The sequence below is a fragment of the Lacipirellula parvula genome, assembly GCF_009177095.1.
GTDB lineage: Bacteria > Planctomycetota > Planctomycetia > Pirellulales > Lacipirellulaceae > Lacipirellula > Lacipirellula parvula.
Genome location: NZ_AP021861.1, coordinates 3,486,195 through 3,511,090, shown reverse-complemented (window position 1 = coordinate 3,511,090; position 24,896 = coordinate 3,486,195). Strand labels below are relative to the sequence as shown.

The window sequence follows — 24,896 nt, the reverse complement described above, 5'->3', positions numbered from 1 at the left end:
TTTGCCGCTGCGATCGGCGCTGCGTGCAGGACGGGGAGTTCGCGCCGTACCGTTCGCCGCAATTGCGGTCGATCATGCGGGAATTGTGGACTTTGCCGATCGTAGCAAGCTATACTTGCCGCGGGACGCCGATGGTCGAGTTCGCCGAGCGAACGCTCGCGCGAATCGCTTTTCTGCACAACGAACATCTTCGGAGGCTGCGATGAACGCTCTCGCATGGCGTGCGTGTCTGTTGTTGGCGGCGGCAAGCGTCGCCCAGGTTCAAGCGGCCGATGAGAAGCCGAATATCCTGGTCATCTTCGGCGATGATATCGGCATCGCCAATGTCAGCGCCTACAGCGACGGCGTCATGGGCTACGAAACGCCGAACATCGATCGCCTGGCGAACGAGGGGCTGCGGTTCCTCCACTACTACGGCGAGCAATCGTGCACCGCCGGCCGCGCGGCATTCCTCACCGGGCAGCATGGGTTGCGTTCCGGGCTGACGAAGGTTGGTTTCCCCGGCGCGCCGATGGGCATGAATCAACTCGACCCCAGCATTGGCGGGTTGCTGAAGAATCTCGGTTACGCGACTGGGCAGTTCGGCAAGAACCATGTGGGCGATCGCAACGAATCGCTGCCGACGGTGAACGGCTTTGACGAGTTCTTTGGCAACCTCTACCACCTCAACGCTGAAGAAGAGCCGGAGCTGCCCGATTACCCGAAAGATCCGGCGTACCTCAAGAAATACGGCCCGCGTGGCGTGCTGAAGTGCACGGCGACCGACGTCGACGACCCGACCGTCGACCCGCGGTTCGGCAAGATCGGCAAGCAGAAGATCGAAGATACCGGCGCCCTCACGAAGAAGCGGATGGAGACGATCGACGACGAAACTTCGGCGGCGGCGATCGACTACATGAAGCGGCAGCACGACGCGGGGAAGCCGTTCTTCTGCTGGTTCAACTCGACGCGGATGCACTTGCGAACCCACGTGCGGCCCGAACACCGCGGCCGCTATACGCACGGCGACAGCGAATACGTCGACGGCATGATCGAGCATGACGAGACGATCGGCTCGATCCTCAAGGCGCTCGACGACATGGGAATCGCCGACAATACGATCGTCGTTTACTCAAGCGACAACGGCCCCCACATGAACACCTGGCCTGACGGGGCAATGACGCCGTTCCGTTCGGAAAAGAACACGAACTGGGAGGGGGCGTTCCGCGTGCCGTGCCTCGTGCGCTGGCCGGGGAAGATCAAGCCGGGAACCATCACCAACGAGCTGATGAGCCACAATGATTGGGTTCCGACGCTGTGCGCGGTCGCGGGCGAGCCGGCGATCGTCGACAAGCTGAAGCAAGGCTACAAGGCCAACGGCAAGGATTATAAGGTTCACCTCGACGGGCACGATCAGTCGAAGTTCCTCACGTCGGTCGAAGGGACTGCCGGCAAGAACAACGGCGCCAAGAGCGCTCGCAACGATTTCTTCTACAGCGACGACGACGGCGAACTCGTCGGCTATCGACAGGGCGACTACAAGTACGTTTTCGAAGAACAACGCTCGCCCGGCACGATGCAAGTCTGGGCCGAGCCGTTCACTAAGCTGCGGCTGCAGAAGATCTTCAATTTGTTCCAAGATCCCTACGAGCGGGCTGACATCACGTCGAACACGTTCTGGGATTGGCAGATGAATCACGTTCAGATGATGTATGGCGTGATGAACGACGTCTTCGTGTTTGCGGAGACGTTCGAAGAATTCCCGCCGCGGTCGACGCCGCCCAGCTTCAATCCGGCGACGATTCTGGATGAGACGCTGCGCGAGATCAAAGCGAAGAAGAAGATTGAAGCGGCGTTCCCGATGCTGAAAGAAGGGGAAACGCCGGCGAAGTGAGCGGGTGAGGGTTTTTGCATACCTCGCACCGGACTATCTGTGAGTGTGAGCCTGGATATCGTGAATGTTTCGGCTCGTTCTGCCCGTGTCAGGAATGCGCATCGGCTAACGATATCAATTGCTAACTGCATTGTTGGCCCCGGAGGGGCCGAGTGATGTAGCCAGGGGCGCGAGCCCCTGGTCTCTGGGCCGAATAGTTTGGTTAGCCCCGTGAGGGGCGGCACTGTTGTCATCACGTTCTAGAAATGTGTCGCCCCTCACGGGGCTCTGGGCATCACGCTGCTTCAAGCCAGGGGCTGGCGCCCCTGGCTACATCATGCCGCCCCCTTCGGGGGCTCCGGCATGACAACGAGTCGTCAATTGCCTTTTCATTCTCGTCGGAGAGTAAGATGTTCCTGCAACATCGTTATGCGCTCGCGCTCGCTGCTGCAACTGTGAGCCTTGCAACAATCGCCCTAGCTGCCGAACCAACGCCCGCGGTGCTACCGCGGCCCGACTTCCATTTTTCCGGCAACGTCGGTCGCACTTACCTTGATTCCGATCCCGCCCAATTCCCGCAGCCCGTAAAAGCGCCAAAGGGGGCGCCGAACGTCGTGCTCATCTTGCTCGACGACGCCGGCTTTGGGCAGTTCAACACGTTCGGCGGCGGTGTCCCCTCGCCGACGATGGATCGGCTTGCGAAGGAAGGCTTGCGGTTCAACCGCTTCCACACAACCGCGCTCTGCAGTCCGACGCGAGCGGCGCTCATCACCGGCCGCAACCATCACTCCGCAGCGTTCGCGGGGATCACCGAGCTCGCTACCGGGTACGACGGTTACACGTGCATCTTGCCGCGCAGCTGCGGCACGGTCGGCGAGGTGCTGCGGCAGAATGGCTACAACACCGCCTGGATCGGCAAGAATCACAACACGCCGACGTGGGAACTAAGTGACGCGGGGCCGTTCGATCGTTGGGCGAACGGGCTGGGGTTCGACTACTTCTACGGGTTCAACGCCGGCGACATGAACCATTGGAACCCGGTGCTGTATGAAAATCGCAACCTCGTGCCGGCGTCGGACGATCCCAATTACCATCTCACCGAGGATCTCGCCGACCACTCGATCGCGTGGCTGCGCAAAGCGAAAAGCATCTCGCCCGACAAGCCGTTTTTCTTGTACGTGGCGCCAGGGGCGACGCATGCTCCCCATCAAGCCCCCAAAGATTGGATCGCGAAGTTTAAGGGGAAGTTCGATAACGGCTGGGATGAGTACCGCAAGGAAACGTTCGCGCGGCAGAAGAAGCTGGGCGTCATCCCGGCGAATGCGAAACTGACGGCGCGCCCCGACGGCCTGCCGGCGTGGGAGTCGCTCAACGCCGATCAAAAACGGCTCTACGCGCGGATGATGGAAGTCTTCTGTGCGTACGGCGCCCACTGCGATCATGAGATGGGCCGCATCGTCGAGGCGGTGAAGGCCCTGCCCGACGCCGACAACACGGTCATCATCTACATCGCGGGCGACAACGGTTCGAGCGCTGAAGGCGGCATCGAGGGTTCGCTGAGCGAAAACATGTTCTTCAACGGTTTTGCCGAAAAGTGGCAAGACAACATCAAGGCGATCGACGAGCTCGGCGGGCCGAAGCATTTTAATCACTTCCCGAGCGCCTGGGCGCATGCGATGAACACGCCGTTCCAGTGGACGAAGCAGGTGGCGTCCCACTTTGGCGGCACTCGCAATCCAATGATCATTTCGTGGCCGGCGAAGATTAAAGATCAGGGAGGGATGCGATCGCAGTTCACGCACACGATCGACGTCGTGCCGACCATCTACGAAGTCTGCGGCATCACGGCGCCGACGGAACTGAATGGCATCGAGCAGAAGCCAATCGAGGGAGCGAGCTTCGCCGCGGCATTCGACGATGCAAAGGCGAAAGAGCAACGCACGACGCAGTACTTTGAGATGGCGCTCAATCGTGGCATCTACCACGAAGGATGGATGGCGTCGGCGGTTTCGTTTCCGCCGTGGCAAGCGACCCGCGAAGGGTTCGATCCAGACAAGCAGCGATGGGAGTTGTATCACGTTGACGAAGATTTCTCGCAGGCCGAGGATCTCGCCGCGAAGGAGCCGGCGAAGCTCCGCGAGTTGCAAGACCTGTGGTGGGTCGAGGCGGCCGAGCACAATGTGTTGCCGCTCGACTGGCGCGGCACGATTCGGATGAACGCGGAAGCGATGGGCCGCCCCAGCCTCGTGCGGGGACGCAACCACATCACTTACTACCCGGGAACCGTCGGCCTGCCCGACGCTGCCTCGCCGCCGATGCTCAACAAGTCGTGGAAGGTGACGGCCCAGATAGACGTCCCTGAAAAGGCCGAGGGAATGATCGTCACGCAAGGCGGACTCGAAGGAGGCTACGGCCTATATCTGAAGGAAGGAAAACCGACGTTCGTCTACAACTTCCTCGCCAATGATCGGACGACGCTCGCGGCCCACGAACCGCTGCCGAAAGGAAAGGCGACGCTCGTCGCTGAGTTTAAGTATGACGGCAAACCGAACCCGCAGAACTACGCCGACATGGGCCAGGGAGGCACGGTGACGCTGTCGGTGAACGGGAAGCGGATCGCCGAAGGTCGCTTGGAGCGGACGATTCCGATTCAGATGTCAATCAGCGAAGGGCTCGACGTCGGCATGGACGTCGGCTCGGCGGTTTCCTTCGACTACAAGCCGCCGTTTGCGTTCAACGGGGAGATTGAAAGCGTGACGGTCGATCTTGAGTAGCCCATCGCGACGCTGAGCTGATTCCGAAAACGAAATAGGGGCACGTTTCCGATGCCAACGATTTTAAACAGTGCGATCGTTGCGAGTTCGAACTTGCAAGTTGGCCGCTCGCTTTGGCGCCAATTCTGTTTTGCTGTTGTGGTTGTGTCTGCCGCTCAGGTTCACGCAGACCAAGTGCCCCCGCCCAAGTCTGCCACCGAAGTTCCCGGCACTCCCGCTGGCACCGTGATGACGAAAGAATACGTCGAAACGGTCGGCCGGATGGCCTATCTCTGGGGCTGGCCGTTGGTGAACAACTACAACCGCTCGGAGGCGATCAAAAATCTTCCCGAGCCGGGGCGAATGGGGGGCATCGTGCCGGTCGCGCCGCCGGGGCAGATTTCGATGCTGACCGATTACATCGACGCCGAAGAGCGGTTCGTCACCTGCCCCAACCAGGACACTGTCTACGGCGCGGGCTACCAGCGTTTGAACTCCAAGCCCGTCATCGTGCAGGTGCCTGATTTCGGCGATCGATTCTGGACGTACCAACTGTGCGACGCCCGTACCGACGCCTTCTGCAACATGGGCCAGCAGAATGGTACGAAGCCGGGGTTCTATTTGATCGTCGGCCCCGAATGGCAGGGCAAGAAACCAGACGGCGTGACGGAGGTCTATCGTTCGTCGACAGACTTAGCCGTGATTTTTCCTCGCGTCTTCCAGAGCGACGATCCCGCCGATAAGGCGGCGATCCAGCCACTGCTCAGCCAGATTGCCGTTTACCCGCTCAGCGAGTTCGACGGGACGATGAAGACGAAGGATTGGCACAAGACGCCGGCATTCCCATCGCCCGCCGGAGCGGGTTCCGGCGAAGCGAAGTGGGTCGTGCCAGAGAAGTTCTTCGATGAACTTCCGCAAGTCATGAAGGAGATCCCGCCGCTGCCGGGCGAGGAATCGCTCTACGCCCAATTCCAAGGGGTGCTCGATGCGGCGGCGAAGGATCCGAAGATCAAAGCGATCCTCACGCAAACGGCGATCGACGCGGAAGAGTCGCTCATCAAACCGCTGTTTGAATTTCACAACAATGGCCGACCGGTGGGGAATGGTTGGAATTCTCCTTCCAACGGCGCGGCGTGGGGCGTCGACTACCTCTCGCGTGCGGCCACGGCGCGGTCGAACATGTACGACAACGCGCCGAGCACCACGCGGTATATTTACGCCGACTACGATTCGACCGGAGCGCGGCTGAATAGCGCGAATAAGTACACGGTGACGTTCCCGAAGGGACAAACGCCGCCCGTTGAAGGCTTCTGGTCGCTGACGCTGTACAACGACAAGCACCTCTTCTCGCCCAACGCGCTCAATCGCTATTCGCTGGGAACCAAGAACGCGAAGACGCTGAAAGAAAATGCCGATGGATCGCTAACGCTCTATGTGCAGAGCGAGTCGCCGGGCGCTGAGCACGAAGCGAACTGGCTGCCGACGCCGAAAGAGGCCGACTTTTCGTTGTTCATTCGGGCCTACTGGCCGAAGCAGGCGGTGCTCGACGGTTCGTGGACGCCGCCGAAGATCGAACTGCAGAAGTGAGAGCTATCGCCCACTAATCTAGCGTTACACGTCGCGCGGCAAATCGGGCGCACAGCGGAGGCATCCGATGCGTAAATGCCGTTAGCGATACCGCGCCAGCCAATGGGCGTAAGCCGCCGGCAGCGTGCTCCACGCGGCGTTTTCCACGCCGAGCTCCTTCGCGGCGCGGTACGGCCAGTGGGGGTTGGCCAAGAAGGGGCGACCAAGCGTCACGAGATCAATTTTCTCCTCGCGGACAAGAGCGTCGGCCTCTTTGGGATCCGACACGTACCAACTCGTCGTCGTCGGCAGGCCCGTCGCGCGGCGCACGCGTGCGGCGACGTCGCCCATAAAGTTGGCTCCCCAGGGGATCTTTGCTTCGGGCGTATTGAAACCGATCGAGACGTCGACCGAATCCAGCCCTTCTCGCTTCATTTGCTGCAACAGCGCGATGCTTTCGCCGAGCATCGCTTCGTCGTCGCCGTGGAATTCGACGACGCCCAGTCGTACCTGCAGCGGCCGGTCCTCTGGCCAGACCTTGCGCACGGCGGTGAACGTCTCCAGCAAGTAACGTGCTCGGTTCTCGGCGCTCCCGCCGTAGCGATCGGTGCGGTGGTTGGAGATCGGCGAGAAGAAATTCTGCGCGAGGTAACCGTGAGCCATGTGGAGTTGCAGCCAGTCGAAGCCGACGTCGCGGGCCCGCACGGCGGTGGCGACGGTGTCGGCCTGCACGCGAGCAATGTCCTCGAGCGTCATCTCGCGCGGCGCCCGCATCATGCCGGGGCCGCCGAAGGCGAGCGCCGACGGAGCGATCGCTTCCCACGAGTTCGGCTCGCCGAGCGGGATCTGATCGTCCCCTTCCCACGGGCGATTCGTCGCCGCTTTGCGACCGGCGTGGGCGATCTGAATGCCCGCCGCCGCTCCCCACTGCTTCACGCTGCTGACGATCGGCGCGAACAGTTCGGCCTGCCGGTCGTTCCACAATCCAGAATCGGCCCAAGTGATGCGGCCTTCCGGTGAGACGGCCGTCGCTTCGACGATTACCAACCCCGCGCCGCCGCGAGCGAACGACGGGTAATGGACGCGGTGCCAATCGTTCATTTCGCCGTCGTGGGCCATGTACTGGCACATCGGCGACACGACCGTGCGGTTGCGGAGCGTGACGCCCTTCAGTTGAAACGTTTCAAAAATGCCGGCCATCGACGCCTCTTCATACGAGTTCGAAATTTCTCACCCCAGCAATAACATCTCGCGTAAGGGATGATCGTAGGATGTAGCGGCTTCTGAGGCTAGCCGCTGTGTTGAGTGGCATCCTCTTGCCCTCTAAGGCATGAGCATGCAAACCCTGAGTGGATGCCAACATGTCGACGCTTCGCGACGACATGCCACCCGAAGCAGCGTGCAGCCGGCGGCGAGTAGCGCCAACGCTATCGCTGCGGGCTCGGGAACTGCAACTCTTGCGAGCGCGGCATTGCCGCCACCCGCCTGCCGCTGCCAATCTAAAAAGTCGGCGCCGTCGACGATGCCGTCGCCGTTGGCGTCGCCATCTGCGGGGAGCGTGCTGCCGGGATTGCCGAAGCCTTGTTTCCAGATGGCGAGGTCGGCCGCGTCGACGACGCCGTTGCCGTTGAAGTCGGCGCTGGCTGTTGGCTGCGTGAGGATGTCGTGCCACGCCCGCAGGTCGTCGACGATCGGTTGACCTGCGGCGTCGAGGGCTCCGTTCATCGCGCCGTCGACGTCGGCGACGTAGATCTCGAAAAAACGCGTGCCGTAGGCGTTGTAGGCGAGTTCGATGCCAGTGGCGGGGTTGCGGCTATCGAGTTGCGCGTCACGCTCCGGGCGGTGGACGAGCCACGAGTCGAGGGCTTGGATCATCGACGGCCCGCCAAGGTTCGACCAATCGAGCAGATTGTTGCCGGCGCCCATTCCGTTCGGTTGCGGCAGCGGGCCGTCGTCGGAAAGGTTCTCGATGAAGAACGCGAGCTCTGGTTGGCCCGGGCCGTTGTAGAGGGGGGCGAGTCGCGCGATCAGCTGTTCGTCGACCGGTACGCCGGGCTGGCTGTCGTTGAACGCGAAGAAGGCGAGAAAGTTTTGATCGCGCGGAAAGGCGGCGGCCGCCGTGGCGACGCCGGCTGCAACGCTATCGACGTACCGCTGCTGGGTGTAGTCGGGATGCGCGCGAATGGCGCCGTTGAGATCGCGGACGCCAAAGTTCAGCCCGACCGGGGCCGCGTCGATCGAGCGGAGCGTCGGATCGTCACGCAGCGCGTGCGTGGAACCGTCGGCAGTGACGGCGTAATCGCCTAGCGCTGCGTAGAGCGCCGCATGCCGCGACTGAGCGAAGGCGTCCCATGGCACGGGGTTCACTCCGCCGCGATGATCGGTGTATTTGGCCGCCGCGCCGTCGAGTACATACTGCGGCTCTTCGCCGGTGAAGATCTCAAGGCTCAATCCTTGATTAAGGGGCGCCAGCAGGTTGATCGCCTCGTTGATGACGTTGAAGTTGTAAACGCCCGGAGACGTTTCCAGGTCGTTCCAAAACAGCCGCAGCGTGTAGCCCGAGACGAAATCGTAGTTGCGGATGTTCGCGAGGCGATCGTCTTGCGGCGTGTTGGGGTTGTTGACCGCCGTGCTGAGGATGTAGATGCCGTTCGGATTTTCGGCGGCGATCGCTGGCGAACAGATCGCTGCGAGGGAGACGGCGAGAGCGCGTAGTCGGCGTGACAGCATGATGGCTTCTTCGAGGGGCGCCGCCTGACGCGATGTGGCTGCCCCAGAGGCGAGCAGCCGATGACAGTGTAACCCGCGACTCACGGAGCCGCTTCGCGGCGTGGGGCGGAAAGTGGGAAAATTGTCGCCTCGGCTTTAGCGGAGGCAACCCCCTACCCTGCGGACGCGGCGAGCCGCCGGCGCCTGCTCAGCCGCCGACGGCAGCGGCCAGCTGTACCAGCTTGAGGGCTGTATTCCAATTGCGGCCGGTGCCGCGCGTGTCGAGCTTCGACTCGATCATCTTGATCGTCAGCTTCGACCGGCCGATGCCGTCGGGGTAGACAAGGAAGAGTTCCCGGCCGACGGCGGCGACCGTTTCGCGACCCGCGATCGCCGCTTGCAGGGCGCCGACGGCCTGTTTCGTCGGCGCCTTTTTCAGCGGCATGACCACTAAATGGCTCGGATCGTCCGCCGCCGCTTTTGGAAACGGGTTGGCCGCGATCGCTGCGCTCCACTCGCTAGCGGTGCGGACGAAGACGTCGGTGGCGAGGCCGAATTCGTCCGTCAGTGCTTGCTCAAGCCGCGTTTCCAGTTTCGCGGCGCTGGTCTTCGCGGCGCCGAAAACGAGGTTGCCGGTCTGGAGCAGCGTGCGGGGATCGTCGAACCCGAGGTCGACGAGTAGCGCCTTCAAGTCGGCCATGGCAATCTTGGAGTTGCCGCCGACGTTCACGGCCCGCAGGAAACCGATGTAGGTAGACATACACCAGAGTTTCGCCAAGCGGGCGGCAAATTTCAACGCGCTGCGGCAGCGGGCTTAAGACTTGCGCGGTCGTCGTTGCGCGAGCAAAGCAACGCCCCCGAGGGCGGCGCACAGAACGCTCGCCGGTTCCGGCACGCTGGTAGCGGCAGCCGTCGACGCTGCGGGAAAGGCGACCCCGAAATTTTGGCGCCAAAGGGTGAGGTCGGCGGCGGCGAAAGGACGGGGCGAACCGCCGCGCTGCCACGTCAGAAAGTCGGCGCCATCGACGCGGCCGTCGCCGGTGAAATCGCCTGGTAGCACGACGCGCAAGGCGACGCTATTCGCGCCGTACGCCGTTTCCCAAATCAGGCGGGCCGGCAGCGTGGGAAGAGTCGTTGTGCTGAACGTGCCGGTGATGTTTTGAGCGGTGAGGAATGTAAACAGACTGCCGGCCGTCGGCGTGAAGCCTGCGACGAATGAAACTTTCAGCGAGCCGCCGAGCGTCGCCGCACCGGTGACGGCGAGCAGATCGTGCGAGACGCCGGGCGTCGTGCCGCCCAGTTCGATCGCGAGCTGCCCCAAGGCGTTCTGGGCGTAGTTGCCGCTGAAGGTCAGCGCACCGACCGCAGCGCCGGGAGCGACGCGGCCGAGATTCATGAATGTTGTTGCGGCGAGGTCGATCACGCCGGGGCCGGTGATTTCGCCGTTCGGCCCGTTGCGGAACGCCGTACCCGCCGCCGTCAGTTTGCCTCCGGCGAGGCGGACGACGCCGTCGTTGGCCCAATCGTTGACTTCGACGCGCAACTCCTCGCCAGTCACGACCGAAAGCTCTCCCGTTTGGGTGAAGCTGCTGGCTTTGATCGTGAGCCCTGGACCTGTCAGGTCGTTGTAAGTGGCTGCGTAGTCGTCGCGAGCGACGGTAATCTTTCCGCGATTGACGACTCCGCCGCCGGTCGTCTCGAGGCGGCTCCCGCGTCGCTGGCCGAGAAATGTTAAGTCTTTGGCGAGCGTCAGCGTTCCGTTCTGAACAATGAATCCGCCGCCTGGCGTCGATCGAAAGCCTGCAGTCGTGATTTTCCCGGCGCCGCCGATCGTTTGGTTGCCGGTCATTTGGACGCGATTGGTTTCCAAGTGGAGGTCGCCGTCGACGGTGAGGCCGTTGATGACCTGGGCGCCAGCGGTGCTCAGCGTCACGTCGCCGTCGATGGTGACGCGGTCCAACAGCGCCGCCGTCGAAGAAATGGAAATGCCCGTACCCGACAGCGACGCATTGCGCACGGTCGCCGACGCGCCTGCAAACGTCGTCGATCCGGCCGAATCGAGGTCGGCGAGGAGTTCGATATTGCTGAGCGTTCCCTCCTCGACGCGCAGCGCTCGGCCGTTCGTGGCGGAGATGACGCCATTTTGCAACATCCCGGACGCATCGTCGGCGACGCCGACTTGCAGGTCCCAAGGAAGCGTGGCGAGGTTGATCGTCGCGTTTTGCAAATTGACGGTGCTACCAATTTCAAACTCGTCCGGCGAGCCAACCGGCAGCGTCAGCAACTGCGAGAAGTTTTGATTGAACCCGATTTGGACGCTGCCGCCGGTCATCGCGATTGTGCCGGGACTCGTCGACCAGGTCGCGAGCTTCAGCCGACCTGCGGCGCCCGACACGACGCTTTCGTTCTTCCACGTGCCGCCTAGCGACAGCGTCCCGCCGCTCAGCGAAAGCGGAGCGGCGATCGTCGAAGCGCCCGAAACAACTGTCCGGCCCGCGGCGATGTTGTTCGCGGCGGCCAGGCGAACGTCCGTTAGGTACAAGGTGCTCGCCAGATTGATCGTGCCGCCGTTGGCCAGCCCGGTAAGCGTGCCTCCGCTGATGGTCAGCTTTTCGAGGCTCCAGATTCCGGCACGCGTCGCGAGATTGACTGTTTTCCCTTCGAGCGCGACGGCGCCGCCGCCGTTGTAGCCGACGAACTTGGTGGCGCTGGAGGTCTTGAGCTGCGCGAGCCGCGAGAAGGGAACCGCGTACCCGAGCTCGACGGTGGCGCCGGAAGCCTCGATAGCGCCCCAGTTGGTGCTGCCCGAGGTATCGTGCAGGCGAAGGGTCGCCCCCGGCGCGAGATTAATCTGCGACTGATTGACCCAACCGCCGGCAAGTTCCAGCCGGGCCGTAGCCGGCACGTTGATCGGTTTGTCGATGTAGAAGATGTAGCTGGCGCCGAGCCAAAAGGTGCTGTTAGGGGCCAGCAGTACGTTGCCGACGCCTCCCGTCTCGCCAACGAGCGTGTGGACGCGCATCCCCAGCGAGGCGCCTTCGCCGACGGTGATCGTTCCTTCGTTGCGGAAGGAGCCGTAGGTGGAAGAGGTCGAAGAGAAGAGTTGCAAGGTGGCGCCTGGCTCGACCGCGATGTTGCTGCGATTGATCAGGCGGCCGGTCGTCTGTCCGAGCGGTTGCCAGCGATGCGTGCCTCCGGCGAACACCATATCAACGCCCGGTTCGAGCACCCAACTTCCGACCGCGTAGTTGTTCTTGGCGAACAACGGGTCGCCGCTTGACTCGAAGCGAATTGTTCCTTGCCCGCCAAGTTGGCCCGGCCCTTGGAATTCCGTGTAGGTGTCGGTGACAGTCAGCGTGGCGTTTTCCAACTCTAGCGAACTATCGATTCGAAACCGTTGAAGGCTGGCTGCGGGAAACGCGACGTTCGCATCGGCGGCCAGCGTCACGTTCTTGAGGATGGCGGACGATGTTGTGTTTCCTGACACAACGACCGCGCCGTCGCCGGAGATGCGGGTGTTCTCGATGGCGCCGCTGATCAACTCCAACTTGCCGGCGGAGACGTCGATGCCATTGGCAGCCGAGACGACGCCCCCCTCGACGCGCAGCGTGGCGTCGGGAGACGCGACGGAGATGCGATCGATGGCCACCGTCTGGGCCGTGACGACGTAGGGGGCTCCCTGGACGCCGAGCGTCGCGCGATCGCCGAGCGACGTCGGAGCAAGCGGTGCGGTTGACCAGCGGCTCGCTTGCGTCCATTGGCCGCTGACTGGCGCCGACCACTGGGCCGTCAATTGTGCGTGGGCGCCAGCCGCCGCGGACGCGATGATTACTGCGGAAAGCGTGTAGCGCAGAAGATTCGACCAAACTCGCGGCATCAAGCTGGCTCCTGGGAGCCAGATACTATATCAGAAACGCCGTAATTCCGAAATTGCCGCCGCCTCGGGATTGTGGCTTCACTCTCAGCGCTGCGCGAATCGCGAAGAGGCCCGCGTCGGCTGGACCCGTGCAAACTGGATGAGAAGGGGCAAGCCCATCGCCAGCAGCCAACTTGAGGCTTCGGGAACAGCGTGAACCTGCGCCGACGGAACGGCGTGCCGTTGCCATTCCAAGAAATCGGCGCCGTCGACCACGCCGTCGCCGTTGGCGTCGCCCATGGCCCGCGTCGCTGCGGCGGAGACGCCGAAGTTCTCGCGCCAATGCATCAAATCGTCGGCGTCGACGTAGCCATCGGCATCGAAGTCGCCGGGCGTGCCGTCGACGAGCGCACGAGCACGCGTAGCGAGAATGGAGTGGACGGCGGTCGTGGGATGAAGGTCGTCCCAAAAGAGATATTGGCTTGCGTTCGCAGCGATGAGCGCCGTGTTGTAGCTACTGTCGCCCGGCGAGAGGCCTGGCGCCGCGGCATTCGTGACGTTGACGAGCCCGAACTTCGCCGGCGTCACAATCGCTTCAGCGAAGAGGCCGGCGACGTCGAGGCGGAAGAACGTCAGTCCCGTGGCGTCGTCGCTCAGGTCGACTAGCGATGCATCCATCGTGGCGTTGAACTGCGCCGTGCGGGCGTTGTACGTTGCCGCCGTCGTGGCGTTGCCGTTGAAGCGGGGCGTGCCGCCCAGGAGGGGTAGGTTCGGCACCAGAAAGTTGCGGGCGCCGGCGGCGATGAGCCGCGACATGTCGGCGGTCAGTTTCGCGGCGGGCGGCGCCACGTTCGTTTTACCGCCGATGAAATCGTTGGCGCCGGCGAAGACGACGTAAAGCGCCGCCGGATCGACGGTGCGCTGGTTGAGGTACTGCGTCACCTGCTCGTCGATGTCGCGGATGAAGGCGCCTTCGATGCCGCCGGTGCCGGTCGTCTGGGCGCCCCCGTAAGCGAAGTTGTCGCCGCCGGCGGTGCTGCGCGTGACGGCAGGGAGACCAAGGCCGGCAGCGAGCGTCTCGACCCAGACCGGGCCGTTCGAAAAGCGGTTGTTCGTGTAGTATTTTCCCGGATAAATGCCGAAGGAGGAACTCGCGACGTTGCCGACGTCGGAGAGGCTGTCGCCGAAGATGACGAGCTTGCTGTAGGGGGCGTCGTCGGCGCTCGCGTCGGCGATGAGTAACGCTGCGGCAAACGCGATGAGGGCGAGCGAGCGTTGCGGAAAGCTAGTCACAGGCTGCTCCGGGCGCTCATGCTTCCGGCCATAGGGAGCGGACGAAGAACTGCTTAGCCTTCGCGGGTGATGCTCAGCACCAACCCCGCTAGTTGCGGGTTGGTCGCCAGCGAGTTGCCCGTGTGGACCGAGGGCCGACCTTGCCAGTCGGAATAGTAGCCCCCTGCCCCTTCGATAATCGGCTGCAACGCCGCGGCGTCCCACAGGTTCATGATCGGGTCGATCATCACGTCGGCTCGGCCGGTGGCGATGAGCATATAGCCGTAGGCGTCGCCCCAGGTGCGGGTGAGTCGGCACGCCTTTTCGAGCTGGTTGTAGACGCCGCGGGAACCTTTTTCGCCCACCTCGTCGAATGTCTTCAGTTCCGTGGTTAAGAAGGTTGCTTCGGCGAGTCGCTCGGTGCCGGAGACGCGGGCCTCGACGGCGCGGTTGTCGCCGTTCTCGTACATGGTCTGTCCACCCGCGGCGGCGTAGACAATTTCCTTTGTCGCCGGGGAATAAATGACGCCCACCAGCGGTTGGTTATCCTTCAACACGGCCACGAGGGTCGTGTAGAGCGGCACCCCGCTGATAAAGCTCTTCGTCCCGTCGATCGGGTCGAGCACCCACTGGTAAGAGGAGGTTCCCGGCTTCTCGCCAAATTCTTCGCCCAGGATCGCGTCGTCGGGGAATTGGGCCGAAATCTGCTCGCGGAGGAGCGATTCGGCGGCCCGGTCGGCGGCGGTCACCGGCGAGCCGTCCCCCTTCCGCTCGACGGCCAGGGCCGACTGACGGAACCATTGCAGCGTGGCGGTCCCGGCGGCTCGGGCGACGGAAACAGCCAAATCAAGGCGGGATTGGGTGGCGGGATCGGCGGGAGGAGTGGAGCTCATGCTGAGCAAACTACCAAAGAAGTCGGGGAAGTAGCTAGCCAATGTAGCAGGGTTCGGCCCGTCGGTGAGGTTTTTGGCCCGGGCTAAGAAGCTTATTTAACTGCAAGCCCCTCAAGCAAAATATTCTGGCTCTCTCCCCCTTGAGGGGAGGGCTGGGGAGGGGGTGGAACGCCGGTACACGCTGCCGGCCCCCTCCCTAACCCTCCCCTCAAGGGGGAGGGGACCTCACTGTTTCGGTTTCTGTGGGGCGTCTACAGCTGGTAGTTGAATAAACTTCGGAAGTCGGGGCTGCGCGCTCAACACCGAGTGGCGTTGTGGGAGACTAGCGAGCCGGGGTAGACTGTGCGGCCACGGCGGCGATTGTAGCGGTTATGCCGGCCGTGGAGTAACTTAAGGCAGGGCAACAGGATCGGTTGATTTTTTCTTGAACCTGGGAGCGGCCCATTTAGAATGAACAGGAGTTCATTCGCCTCTTCCAGAAGCGCGGCCGCCAGGTCGCCAGCGCTGGAGGATGGAACCGTGGGCAAGTCGTATCGAGGGGTCGGACTGGCAGTTGTGATTGCGGCGGCGGGGTTGGTATGGTCGGCGGAGGCTCAACAGCCGGCGTCGATGCCCAACTTCGGCGGCGCCGGGCAACTGATCACGTATCTGCTTCCCTCGACCGACGCCAAACCGACGGCATTGACGATTGTGGAACCGGCGACGAAGCGGATTGTCGTCTACCACATCGACAAAACGTCGGGCGAAATCACGCTCAAGAGTGCACGCGACTTTACCGGTGATTTGATGCTGGACTATTGGAACAGCCCAGGCATTTCGCCGCAGGAAATTATGAGAGGCAAACAGCTGCAGCAGTAGTTGCCGCTGGGAACAGAAAACTCACTGGTCACTTTTCACGCGGACTGCAGTAATGGAGTCGCGCCGCGCGAGAACCCTCGAACCCCCTCTGGGGGGCCGAGCTAACGCGAGGTTGCGATGGAGCAGAAGTTCGTCAAATTCGAAGAGGCCGTCGAAAAGCTCGGCATCACCTCGGAGCGTCTCAACCAGCTCCGTGAAGATGGAGAGTTGCGGGCCTACCGCGACGGATCCAGCTGGAAGTTCCGCAGCGACGAAATCGAACGGATGGCGACCGAGGGGATTCCCGATTCCCCTCCGCCAAGCGACATCAGCCTCATTGGATCCGACGATCTGGTCGATTCCTCGCCGCTGGTCGGACTCGACGACCTCGACGATTTACAACTCGCCGAAGACGACGACTTCTCCCTAGGGAGCGAGCTTGAACTCGCGGAAGACCAGGATGACACCGTCACGGCCGGCGGCAGCGATCCGCAGCTCAGCATTCACGACGAACCGGTCGCAGCGAACGACCCCTCCGATTCCATCCTGTTGAGCGAAGAAGAACTCGGCGAATCGCTCCCGGCAGCCAGCACGATCATCGGCCGCAGCAAGCGGAATTCGCCCGACGCCGACCTGGAGTTGGTCACCGAAGACGACCTGTCGCTCGACGGCAGCGACGTCGCCCTCGCTGGGGGCGCCTCGAACGTCCTCTCGGCTGGCGTCGCCGGCTCCGGCGTTCTCGACGAACTAGAGAAGGAATCGGGCGCTACGAGCGCATTCGAGGACCTCGAAGAACTGGAACTCGATCTCGCGGCTGAGTCGAGCTTGGGCCTCGGTGCAGCCCAGCCGGTCGCTGCGGAAGAGAAATCGAACTTCGCTCAGCAACTCGCCCCGCCCGATAGCGATCTAAAGATCGAAGACGACTTGGAACTCGACGACGGCACCGATCCGGTGCCGGAAGTCGACCTCGACGCCGGCAAGGCAAAGGCGAACGCTGGCCCGACGTCCGACCTGGAACTGGCGACCGACGAAGACGACTTCGTGCTGGCCTCCGACGGCGGCAGCGATATCACGCTCGACAGCGGCGACAGCGGCATCAACCTCTCGCCGTCGGACAGCGGTTTGGCGCTTGACGACATCCCGCTCGAAATCGGCGGCTCGGCCATTCTCGACTCGCTGACCCTCGGCGGCGGCAACGGCGAATCCGATCTCTCGCTCGTTGGCAGCAACATTAAGCCAGCCGCAGCGCCGAAGCTGCAAACCGACGATTCGTTCCGGCTCACCCCGCTCAACGAAAGCGACGACGACGGCGACAGCAGTTCGCAGGTGATCGCCCTCGACGCCGACCTTGGCGATTTGGGCGGTACGGAAGAGGCCGGCCTGCTCGGCGACGACGCCTTCGCTGAAATCGAAGGGGACGACGGCGTCGTTCTCAGCGACGATTACGGCGACGGCGCCCCCGGCGAATTCGAGATGGCGGCGTTCTCCGGCGCTCCGGCGGCGGCAGCTCGCAACCAAGGCGAATATTCGTTGATGAACATCCTCGGCCTCGCCTCGTGCTTCTTCCTGCTGATGTTCGCCGGCGTCCTGTCGCTCGACATGGTCCGCAACATCTGGAGTTGGGAAGACAACCTGACGCTCAACGATTCGCTGCTCGAGTCGATCGGCGGCATGTTCGGGATGCGGTAGCCCAGGCAAACTTTGCGTCCTGGGCAACAAAGCCGCGACCGGTGGTCGCGGTCGGCGCATTTCGCTCCGTCGGGGGCGTTGCCCCGCGGCTACCGGCGTCCGATAGCGGTATCCCTGGGGAGGGGGACCGCCCTATAATGGGTGGCTGATTTGCTGCGCGGCGCCTGTGGAGCGCCGGGCAGGCCTTCCACCTCATTCCCGCCGATACTGATGCCTACCAATCGCCGCTCCGGACGCGCTGTGCGTCACGCTTGTTCCGGCTGGCTCGCTCTTCCCCTCCTCGCGGCAATTGTCCCGGCTCTCGCCGGTTGCGGCGAAGAGCCGAAGGTCGCCACCTACGAAACGCCGGCGACCGAAAAGTTTCGCACCGTGTTCGACGTCGAGGAGGTCCGCGCCAGCACCGACCATATGCTGGCGGCGATTATCGCCGAGAAAGCGACGGATCCGCAGAAGAGCCAAGCCTGGTTCTTCAAGCTGGTCGCCCGCGGCGAAGGGCTCGATCCGCTGCGGAAGTCGTTCGACGAGTTCCTGGCGACGGTGAAGCTCAGCGGCGACGGGAAACCGCCCACCTGGGCGCTCCCGGAAGGTTGGACCGAAAAACCTGCCAGCGCGATGCGGGCCGCGACGATTGAGATCCCCTTTGAAGGGAAGACGCTGGAACTCGCCGTCTCGTCGCTGCCGCTGACGGCCGACTGGGAAGAGTTCCGCAAAATCAACATCGATCGCTGGGTCGGCCAACTGCAGCAATCGAGGCTCTCGGCCGATGAGATTGCGAAGCTGGTCAAAGAGAAGCCAACGGCCGACGATGCGGTCAAGGCGACCTTCATCGAATTGATTGGCGTCATGCAGCCGATGAGCGGTGCGATGCCGGGCGCCACGGGGATGCCGGCGGGGCATCCGCCTGTCGCCGGCGCCGATGCTGCGGCGACTGAAACTGCAGACGCAGAAGCGCCGGCCGGAACCGCTGCGGCGCCGAGCACTCCGCCAGTCGCAACGCAGCCGCCGATGCAACGCCCCATGCCGCCGATGGGCAGCGGCGGTACGCCCGCGACCGAAATGCCGCGGCCGACGGAGTTCACCTACGCGGCTCCGGAAGGTTGGAAGCCGGGCGTCATGAGCAGCATGCGGAAGGCGGCGTTCCTCGTCGCCGACGGCGATCGGCAAGCCGAAATCACCGTGATGCCGTTCCCCAACGTGCAAATGATGGCCGATCCCAAAGCCCAAGCGCAGCGGTGGTCAGGCGAAGTCGGCCTGCAGTTATCCGAGCAAGAACTGGAACAGGCGGCGAAGCCGACGATGATCGACGGCATCGAGGGCCATTCGTTCGTGTTGCTCGGCCCCGAGGGTGAAGGCGCGCTCGGCACGATCGCCGCGATGGCGAAACGGGGCGAGCAAATCTGGTTCTTCAAAATGAAGGGCGACCGCAAGCTCGTCGAAGCGCAGCAAGAACCGTTCAACAAGTTCATCGAGTCGATCAAATTTGCCGGCGACGGCAAGTAACCAAGGCGGCGAAGTATGGCCACTGTCGATCTTCCACGGCATGATGCGATCGATCTCCCCGGCGACGGCGCAGGGCGGACCCGCGGAGCGGCGCAGCCGAAGCCGTTCCTGGTGCAACTGTTGGCCCCCTTGGCGTCGTTGCGCCTCACGGTCACGCTGCTGTCGCTGTCGCTATTTCTGGTGCTGGCGGGCACGCTCGCGCAGATCGACTACGACGTCTGGCGCGTCGTTCACGACTATTTCCGCACGCCGATCGCGTGGATCGAGCTGAAGATTTTCTTCTCCCGCACGTGGAACGTGCCGAACGTCAGCTTTCCGTTTCCGGGCGGCGAGACGTTGGGGGTTTGCCTCGCGATCAACCTGCTCGCAGCGCATGGGCTGCGGTTTAAAGTCACCGCCCGCGGCGGGCGGTTGTGGGGCGGCGTCGCGTTGCTGGCGGCGGGAGCGGCGATCACCTACGGCGTCATTGCGAGCGGAGCCAACACGGCGATCGAAAGCGAGCTTCCCGAGGCGTTTCTCAACAACCTTTGGCACGCGATGCGGGCCGGGCTGGGCGCCGTGTCGCTGACGCTCGCCTACGTCCTCGCGCTCACCCGCCGCAAGGCATGGGAGTCGGCCGGCGTTTGGCTCTGGTGGTTCGGCGCGGCCGCAGCGGTGCTGTTGATTGGCCTCTCGATTTGGTTGTTCGCCAATCCCGACGTTCGCCTCGACGCCGCGGGCCTGCGGATCTTGTGGCAACTCGCGAAAGGCACCTCGGCGAGCATCGTGCTCGCGCTCGCTTGCTGGGTGCTCTTCGGCAAACGGGGCGGCGTTGTCTTGCTGCACGGCGGCATCGCGCTGCTGATGTTCGGCGAACTCTTCACTTCGCAGTACGTCGTCGAAGCGCAGATGCATCTGTTGGAAGGCGAAACGAAGTCCTACGCCGACGACATTCGCTCCTGGGAACTGGCGATCACCGACGTTAGCGACCCGTCGAAAGACGTCGTCACCATCATTCCGGGAGCGCTTCTCGACAAATCGGCGCCGCAGAAGCAAACCGTCGACGGCAAGGAAGAGATAGTGGCCGAAGGCGAGTTGATTCACGCCGATTCGCTTCCCTTCGATGTGCGAATCGTCGACCTGCTCCCGAACGCCAATGTGCGGCGCGCCTATCCGGGCGAGGAGAGCCCGGCGACGCAAGGCTTCGGACAACTCCGCGTCGTGCAGCCGGTGGCGACCAACAACGGCATTGCCGTCAAGCAATCCAACGACGCCCCGGCCGCGGTCGTCGAGCTGATCAACCGCAATGCAAAGTCAGGAAGCGCTGACGCAGCGGATGGCTCGCTCGGACGCTGGCTGCTATGGACGCTGTACGGCGGCGACGTGTTCGAGGCCGACGGCAAGACGTATCAAATCGCGCTCCGCTACAAGCGAGTTCCGAAGGACTATTCAATCACGTTGAAAGAGTTCAAGTTCGAAAAGTACGAAGGCACGCCGACCCCGAAGAACTTTGAATCGATCGTCCAGCTGCGAGATCCGGAGCAGAACGTCGATGTGCCGCTGTCGACGTCGATGAATAACCCGATCCGCTACGCCGGCGAAACGATTTATCAGGCGAGCTACGATCCCGACAACTTGCGCAGCACGACGCTGCAGGTCGTTAGCAACGCCGGTTGGATGATTCCGTACGTCGCCTGCATGATCGTCGCGGCAGGGATGTTGGTTCACTTCGGCCAAGGGATTTTTCGCTTCGTTTCTCGCCGCGAGGACGAAGCCCGCAAGCTTGCCAGCGCGGAGACCGTCACGCGGCGAAAGCTCGCGCTCGCGGAATGGCGCCGAAAGGAAGTCTGGATTCCCGCCCTGGTTGTGTTGTTCTTTGCGGGGTTCGTCGTCGGCCGTTCTCGCCCTGCCAAAGCTCCGGCGGGCGAAATGCAGATTTACGAATTCGCCAAACTGCCGGTCGCCTACGGCGGCCGCACCCAGCCGATGGACTCGCTCGCCAGCAACGCCTTGCGCACGCTATCGGGCCATGAGACCTTCACCGACTCCGGCACCGGTAAGAGCCAACCGGCCATCCGCTGGTTGCTCGACGTCGTGACTCGCTCGCCGGCGTTCCGCGAACACCAGGTGATCAAAGTCGAGAATCTCGACGTTCTTCAGGCGCTGAAGCTGAAGCCGCGCCACGGCTTCCGCTACAGCATCGAGGAACTCACGAGCAGCGGCGACGAGATGGATCGTCAAATCAAAATGGCCGCCGACGTTCCCGCGGACAATCGCACGCTCACCCAGAAGAAGTTCGTCGAGTTGGGCAACAAACTCAACACGATCCGCATGCTGATCGCCGCCTTCAGCCCTCCCGAGTTGGCGGGGATGAGCGGCGGCGAGGTGACGCAACAAGAAGTGATCAACAGCATTCAGCAGACGCGCGCCGACATCAATCAGCTGAACGCGGGCGGGGCGCCTCGTCCGATTCCGCCGACCACTCCTGCAGCAACCTGGAGCACGTCGCTCGAAGGCGAGATGAACGCGTTGCTGATCCAGGCGCAGGCTCAAGCGCGCAAGATGGCTGGAGAGCAGGCGCCGGAGACGAAAGTCGAAGTCGACCCCGCCCCGGAGCTGATGCGCAAAATTCTCGTCGCCTACGCGGGTAACAAGTCGCAAGACTTCAACACCGCGATTGCCGACTATCGTGAAGTGGTCGGAGAGCGGGCCGCGGCGGAGAAAAAGCACGAAGATTCGGTGGCCGTGCAGGCGGGAGCCATTCCGCGCAAACCGGCGGAACGCTTGAAGCTCGACCGCATCGAGTTCGAAGCCTATTTCAACAACTTCAGCCCGTTCGTCCTGTGCATTGTCCTGTACATCGCGGCGTTCGTGCTGGCGGTGCTTGCCTGGCTCGGTTGGCCGGAAGGATTCAATCGTTCGGCGAACTGGCTGCTGTGGTTCACGTTCGCGCTGCACACGTTCGGGCTGATCTGCCGGATCTACATTTCGGGACGCCCGCCGATCACGAACCTTTACTCGTCGGCGGTGTTCATTGGGTGGGCGGCGGTCTTCTTCGCCTTGCTTTTCGAAGTGATCTACAAGCTGGGCATCGGCAATCTGCTGGCAGCGTCGCTCGGCTTCCCGACGATGATTGTGGCGTACTATCTGACGCTCGACAACGACGGCGACACGATCGGCGTCATGCAGGCGGTGCTCGATACCAACTTCTGGCTCGCGACACACGTCGTCTGCATTACCCTCGGCTACGCGACGACGCTCCTCGCGGGCGCCCTCGGGATTATCACGATCGTCCTCGGCTTGCTCAGCGGTCGACTCGACGACAATCAACGCCGTCAACTCACCCGCATGACCTACGGCACGATCTGCTTCGCGATGTTCTTCAGCTTCATCGGCACGATTCTCGGCGGTCTGTGGGCCGACGATTCGTGGGGACGTTTCTGGGGTTGGGATCCGAAGGAAAACGGCGCCCTGATGATCGTCATCTGGAACGCCATCGTGCTGCATGCCCGTTGGGGCAAGATGGCTGGCGAGCGCGGTCTGGCCGCTCTGGCCGTTTGCGGCAACATCGTAACGCTTTGGTCGTGGTTCGGCGTCAACGAAATGGGCGAGGGGCTCCACTCCTACGGTTTCACCGAAGGCCGCGCCTCGAAGTTGGCGCTTGTCATGTTGAGCCAATTGGCGATTGTCGTGATCGCTTACGCTTGGCCGCTGATTACCGCCGCGCCGAGCGGCGGGTCGCGAGACAATGCCACGCCCCAAGGCGCGTAATGTTAAACGCAGGATTCTGTGGTCCCCTCCCCTTGAGGGGGAGGGTTAGGGAGGGGTGACTGCAGCGGGTACCAGGGTTCATCCCCCCTCCCCAGCCCTCCCCTCCAGGGGGAGGGAGCCAGATAATCGATGAGTGGGACGTCCACTCGCTATGAATCGCACGCGACCGTCGTAGAAGATGGCGTGACGCCGCAATCAACCGCGCTGCAGATCAAACAGCACCTGCTTCAAACGATGCAGATGCCCAGCGCTCAGCTGCCAAGACGGCGGCAGATCGCTAACATCGAACGCCTCCGGCGCCAAAAAGACCTGCGTCGGCTGTTCGTACCCGCGGGCGGTCGCCAGAGCGGCGAGCAGCCGTTGGCTCGGCAGATCGAGCCCATGGATTTGGCACAACTCGCGGAACAGCTTCCACGAATTGTTGCAGTGAATCGTCATGTCGTTGCGACGCCGCAAGTACAGCATCACTGCCGTCACGATGGCGCCGAGGACCACGGCGATGCCGTAGGCCCACAAGTCGGACCAGTTGAGGCGTCGCCCCGACTGCGGGAAGTTGTCGCCGATTTCGCCCAGCAAGGCGGCGGCGAGCGCTAGGTTGCCGCTCATGGCGCCACCCTCCCGATCACCGTCGGCTGGTCGCCGCCGGGGATTTCGGCGCCGAGGGTTCGCAAACTGTTTCGCACCGCGACCTGCACCGCGGGACTGCTGTCGCCAATCGCGGCGAGCAGCGCGTTCCGCACGTCGTCGGCCGTGCAGAATTGCAGCGCATCGGCGGCCGCGACGCGCACCATATGATCTTCGTCTTGCAAGCGTTCGATCAGCGCGTCGGAAATCTTCGGCAACAAGCCCATCGACGTCGCCATTTCGATGGCTCGCAGCCGATGACGCCGTGACGGATTCGCAAGTTCTGTAGTGAGTCGTGCGACGCTCGTCCGATCGACCAAGGCGACGCGTACGCCCATGTCGCGCCGCGCCGATTCGTCGAGCAGATCGAACCGAGCGTTGAAGTTGTCGAACATGAATTCCCACAGCGCGTCGCGCGCCGCGGAACTGACCGCTTCGATCGGGCTTTGCACCAACTCGAGCAGCTTATTCATCGCTCCCGGAATCCGCCGTTCGCGCAATTGCCGCACCGCGGCCGCCTGGACCTCGCCCGCTTCGTCCTGCAACGCCTGCAGCGCGATCTGGTTGGCCCGTTGACCGGAGATTATGCGAAGCGCCTCGCACGCGGCGACTCGACCCTCGACGGGCCCATGCTTCATCAGGATCTCGGCAAGGCTCAGCTTGTGATCGTCGCTGGCGCCAGACGCGGCCAGCATCCGCATCGCGGCGGCTTGTTGTTCGTCGGAAAGTTGGGCCAGGATCGCCGGATTCGCTTCGCAGCAGGCAATGCCCTTCGTGCGAACCAGGTTACGGTGCAGTAGCGTGTTCTTCGAATCGAGCGGAATCGCCAGGAAGGCGTCGATAAACGGCTGGTCGGTTCGCTTCGCGATCACGTTCCGCAGCGCCGGCGGGGCGTCGCGGTAGGCGTACATCGTCGTCAGCAGCCGCAGCATGCTGGGGCTGATGCTCGCCGTGATCGATTTGACGATGCTCTGGTGACACGGATGGTACGGCGTTTCCAGAATGTTGCGCAGCAGCTTACTGTCTGGGCCGGCGAGCACGACGAACGCTTCGAGCAGCTCGGCCCGGTGGTGCTGCCGGTATCGCTCTACCGAGCGCTCGAGGCTTTCGAGCACGCAGTAGCGAATCGTGTCGGGATCGCGGCCGAGCACCGGCTCGCGCTCCGCGGCCAGCCAACGGCAGAGCTGGTCGACGAGGTTGAGCGTTAGCGACACCGCGGCGTCGGCGCGCTCGCCGCACGTCTGCTCGGCGACCATCACGAGCGTGGGGACCAAGTCATAATCGCCGGACGCTTCGACGAATTCGTACGCGGCGCTGAACAGCTTGTCGTCGCCGTCGAGCAGCGCTTCGCGAAGCGCGACGCCCATACGGCAGCGTCCCTTCTCGACGATCAACTTTTGCGACGGCGTCAGCACGTCCCAGTACCGCAGCACGGCGAGATGGCCGGCCTTGCTGCGGCGCGCACACAAGGCCCGCACGACGCCGTCGAAGACTTCGATCGACTGCGTTCCGAGCGCAGCAATCAGCGTCGGCGTGGCCGCCTCGTTGTGACTCTTCGCCAGGGCGTCGATAGTTCGCTGGAGTGGATGCACCGG

At 63.0% G+C, this 24,896-nt stretch carries 15 protein-coding genes; 7 read left to right on the top strand and 8 right to left on the bottom strand.

Annotated features, from left to right (window positions below):
* Positions 1-202: 202 nt before the first annotated feature.
* The 3 genes from PLANPX_RS13790 (at position 203) to PLANPX_RS13780 (ending at position 6,192) form a co-directional block, all read left to right on the top strand.
* Positions 203-1,873: an arylsulfatase gene (locus PLANPX_RS13790; RefSeq protein WP_152099293.1), complete on the top strand. Its 1,671-nt coding sequence runs from the start codon at positions 203-205 to the stop codon at positions 1,871-1,873.
* A 389-nt stretch (positions 1,874-2,262) separates the two neighbouring features.
* Complete coding sequence (locus tag PLANPX_RS13785; protein ID WP_152099292.1) at positions 2,263-4,626, top strand: arylsulfatase; 2,364 nt, start codon at positions 2,263-2,265, stop codon at positions 4,624-4,626.
* A 228-nt stretch (positions 4,627-4,854) separates the two neighbouring features.
* Positions 4,855-6,192, top strand: coding sequence for a DUF1254 domain-containing protein (locus PLANPX_RS13780; protein WP_198421729.1), 1,338 nt, complete (start codon positions 4,855-4,857; stop codon positions 6,190-6,192).
* A gap of 81 nt (positions 6,193-6,273) precedes the next feature.
* On the opposite strand, the gene PLANPX_RS13775 is transcribed toward PLANPX_RS13780, so the two are convergent.
* The 6 genes from PLANPX_RS13775 to hisN form a co-directional block, all read right to left on the bottom strand.
* Complete coding sequence (locus tag PLANPX_RS13775; RefSeq protein WP_152099290.1) at positions 6,274-7,371, bottom strand: NADH:flavin oxidoreductase/NADH oxidase; 1,098 nt, start codon at positions 7,369-7,371, stop codon at positions 6,274-6,276.
* A gap of 123 nt (positions 7,372-7,494) precedes the next feature.
* Positions 7,495-8,901, bottom strand: a complete 1,407-nt coding sequence (locus tag PLANPX_RS13770) for a dockerin type I domain-containing protein (RefSeq protein ID WP_152099289.1) — start codon at positions 8,899-8,901, stop codon at positions 7,495-7,497.
* A gap of 187 nt (positions 8,902-9,088) precedes the next feature.
* Positions 9,089-9,640 carry a DUF1697 domain-containing protein gene (locus PLANPX_RS13765; RefSeq protein WP_152099288.1) on the bottom strand — a complete coding sequence of 184 codons (552 nt, stop codon included), beginning with the start codon at positions 9,638-9,640 and terminating at the stop codon, positions 9,089-9,091.
* 54 nt (positions 9,641-9,694) lie between these two features.
* On the bottom strand, positions 9,695-12,757 hold the full coding sequence (locus PLANPX_RS13760; RefSeq protein ID WP_152099287.1) for a hypothetical protein: 3,063 nt from the start codon (positions 12,755-12,757) through the stop codon (positions 9,695-9,697).
* A gap of 84 nt (positions 12,758-12,841) precedes the next feature.
* A complete protein-coding gene (locus PLANPX_RS13755; RefSeq protein WP_172992058.1) occupies positions 12,842-14,029 on the bottom strand; it encodes an SGNH/GDSL hydrolase family protein in 1,188 nt (395 codons plus the stop codon).
* A gap of 53 nt (positions 14,030-14,082) precedes the next feature.
* Positions 14,083-14,901 carry a histidinol-phosphatase gene (gene hisN / locus PLANPX_RS13750; protein ID WP_152099285.1) on the bottom strand — a complete coding sequence of 273 codons (819 nt, stop codon included), beginning with the start codon at positions 14,899-14,901 and terminating at the stop codon, positions 14,083-14,085.
* A gap of 519 nt (positions 14,902-15,420) precedes the next feature.
* Between hisN and PLANPX_RS13745 the strand changes: the two genes are divergently transcribed.
* From PLANPX_RS13745 to ccsA, 4 genes are all read left to right on the top strand, one after another.
* Positions 15,421-15,759, top strand: coding sequence for a hypothetical protein (locus PLANPX_RS13745; RefSeq protein ID WP_152099284.1), 339 nt, complete (start codon positions 15,421-15,423; stop codon positions 15,757-15,759).
* Between the two features lie 117 nt (positions 15,760-15,876).
* The gene (locus PLANPX_RS13740; RefSeq protein ID WP_152099283.1) at positions 15,877-17,427 is read left to right on the top strand and encodes a helix-turn-helix domain-containing protein; all 1,551 of its coding nucleotides are present in this window, start codon (positions 15,877-15,879) and stop codon (positions 17,425-17,427) included.
* Between the two features lie 240 nt (positions 17,428-17,667).
* The gene (locus PLANPX_RS13735; protein WP_152099282.1) at positions 17,668-18,927 is read left to right on the top strand and encodes a hypothetical protein; all 1,260 of its coding nucleotides are present in this window, start codon (positions 17,668-17,670) and stop codon (positions 18,925-18,927) included.
* A 15-nt stretch (positions 18,928-18,942) separates the two neighbouring features.
* Positions 18,943-22,677: a cytochrome c biogenesis protein gene (gene ccsA, locus PLANPX_RS28005; RefSeq protein ID WP_232536113.1), complete on the top strand. Its 3,735-nt coding sequence runs from the start codon at positions 18,943-18,945 to the stop codon at positions 22,675-22,677.
* Between the two features lie 195 nt (positions 22,678-22,872).
* Here the strand turns inward: ccsA and PLANPX_RS13725 are convergent, their stop codons facing one another.
* Complete coding sequence (locus PLANPX_RS13725) at positions 22,873-23,283, bottom strand: hypothetical protein (protein ID WP_152099281.1); 411 nt, start codon at positions 23,281-23,283, stop codon at positions 22,873-22,875.
* Complete coding sequence (locus PLANPX_RS13720) at positions 23,280-24,893, bottom strand: HEAT repeat domain-containing protein (protein ID WP_152099280.1); 1,614 nt, start codon at positions 24,891-24,893, stop codon at positions 23,280-23,282. The genes PLANPX_RS13725 and PLANPX_RS13720 overlap by 4 nt, the downstream gene beginning before the upstream one ends.
* Between the last annotated feature and the right edge of the window lie 3 nt (positions 24,894-24,896).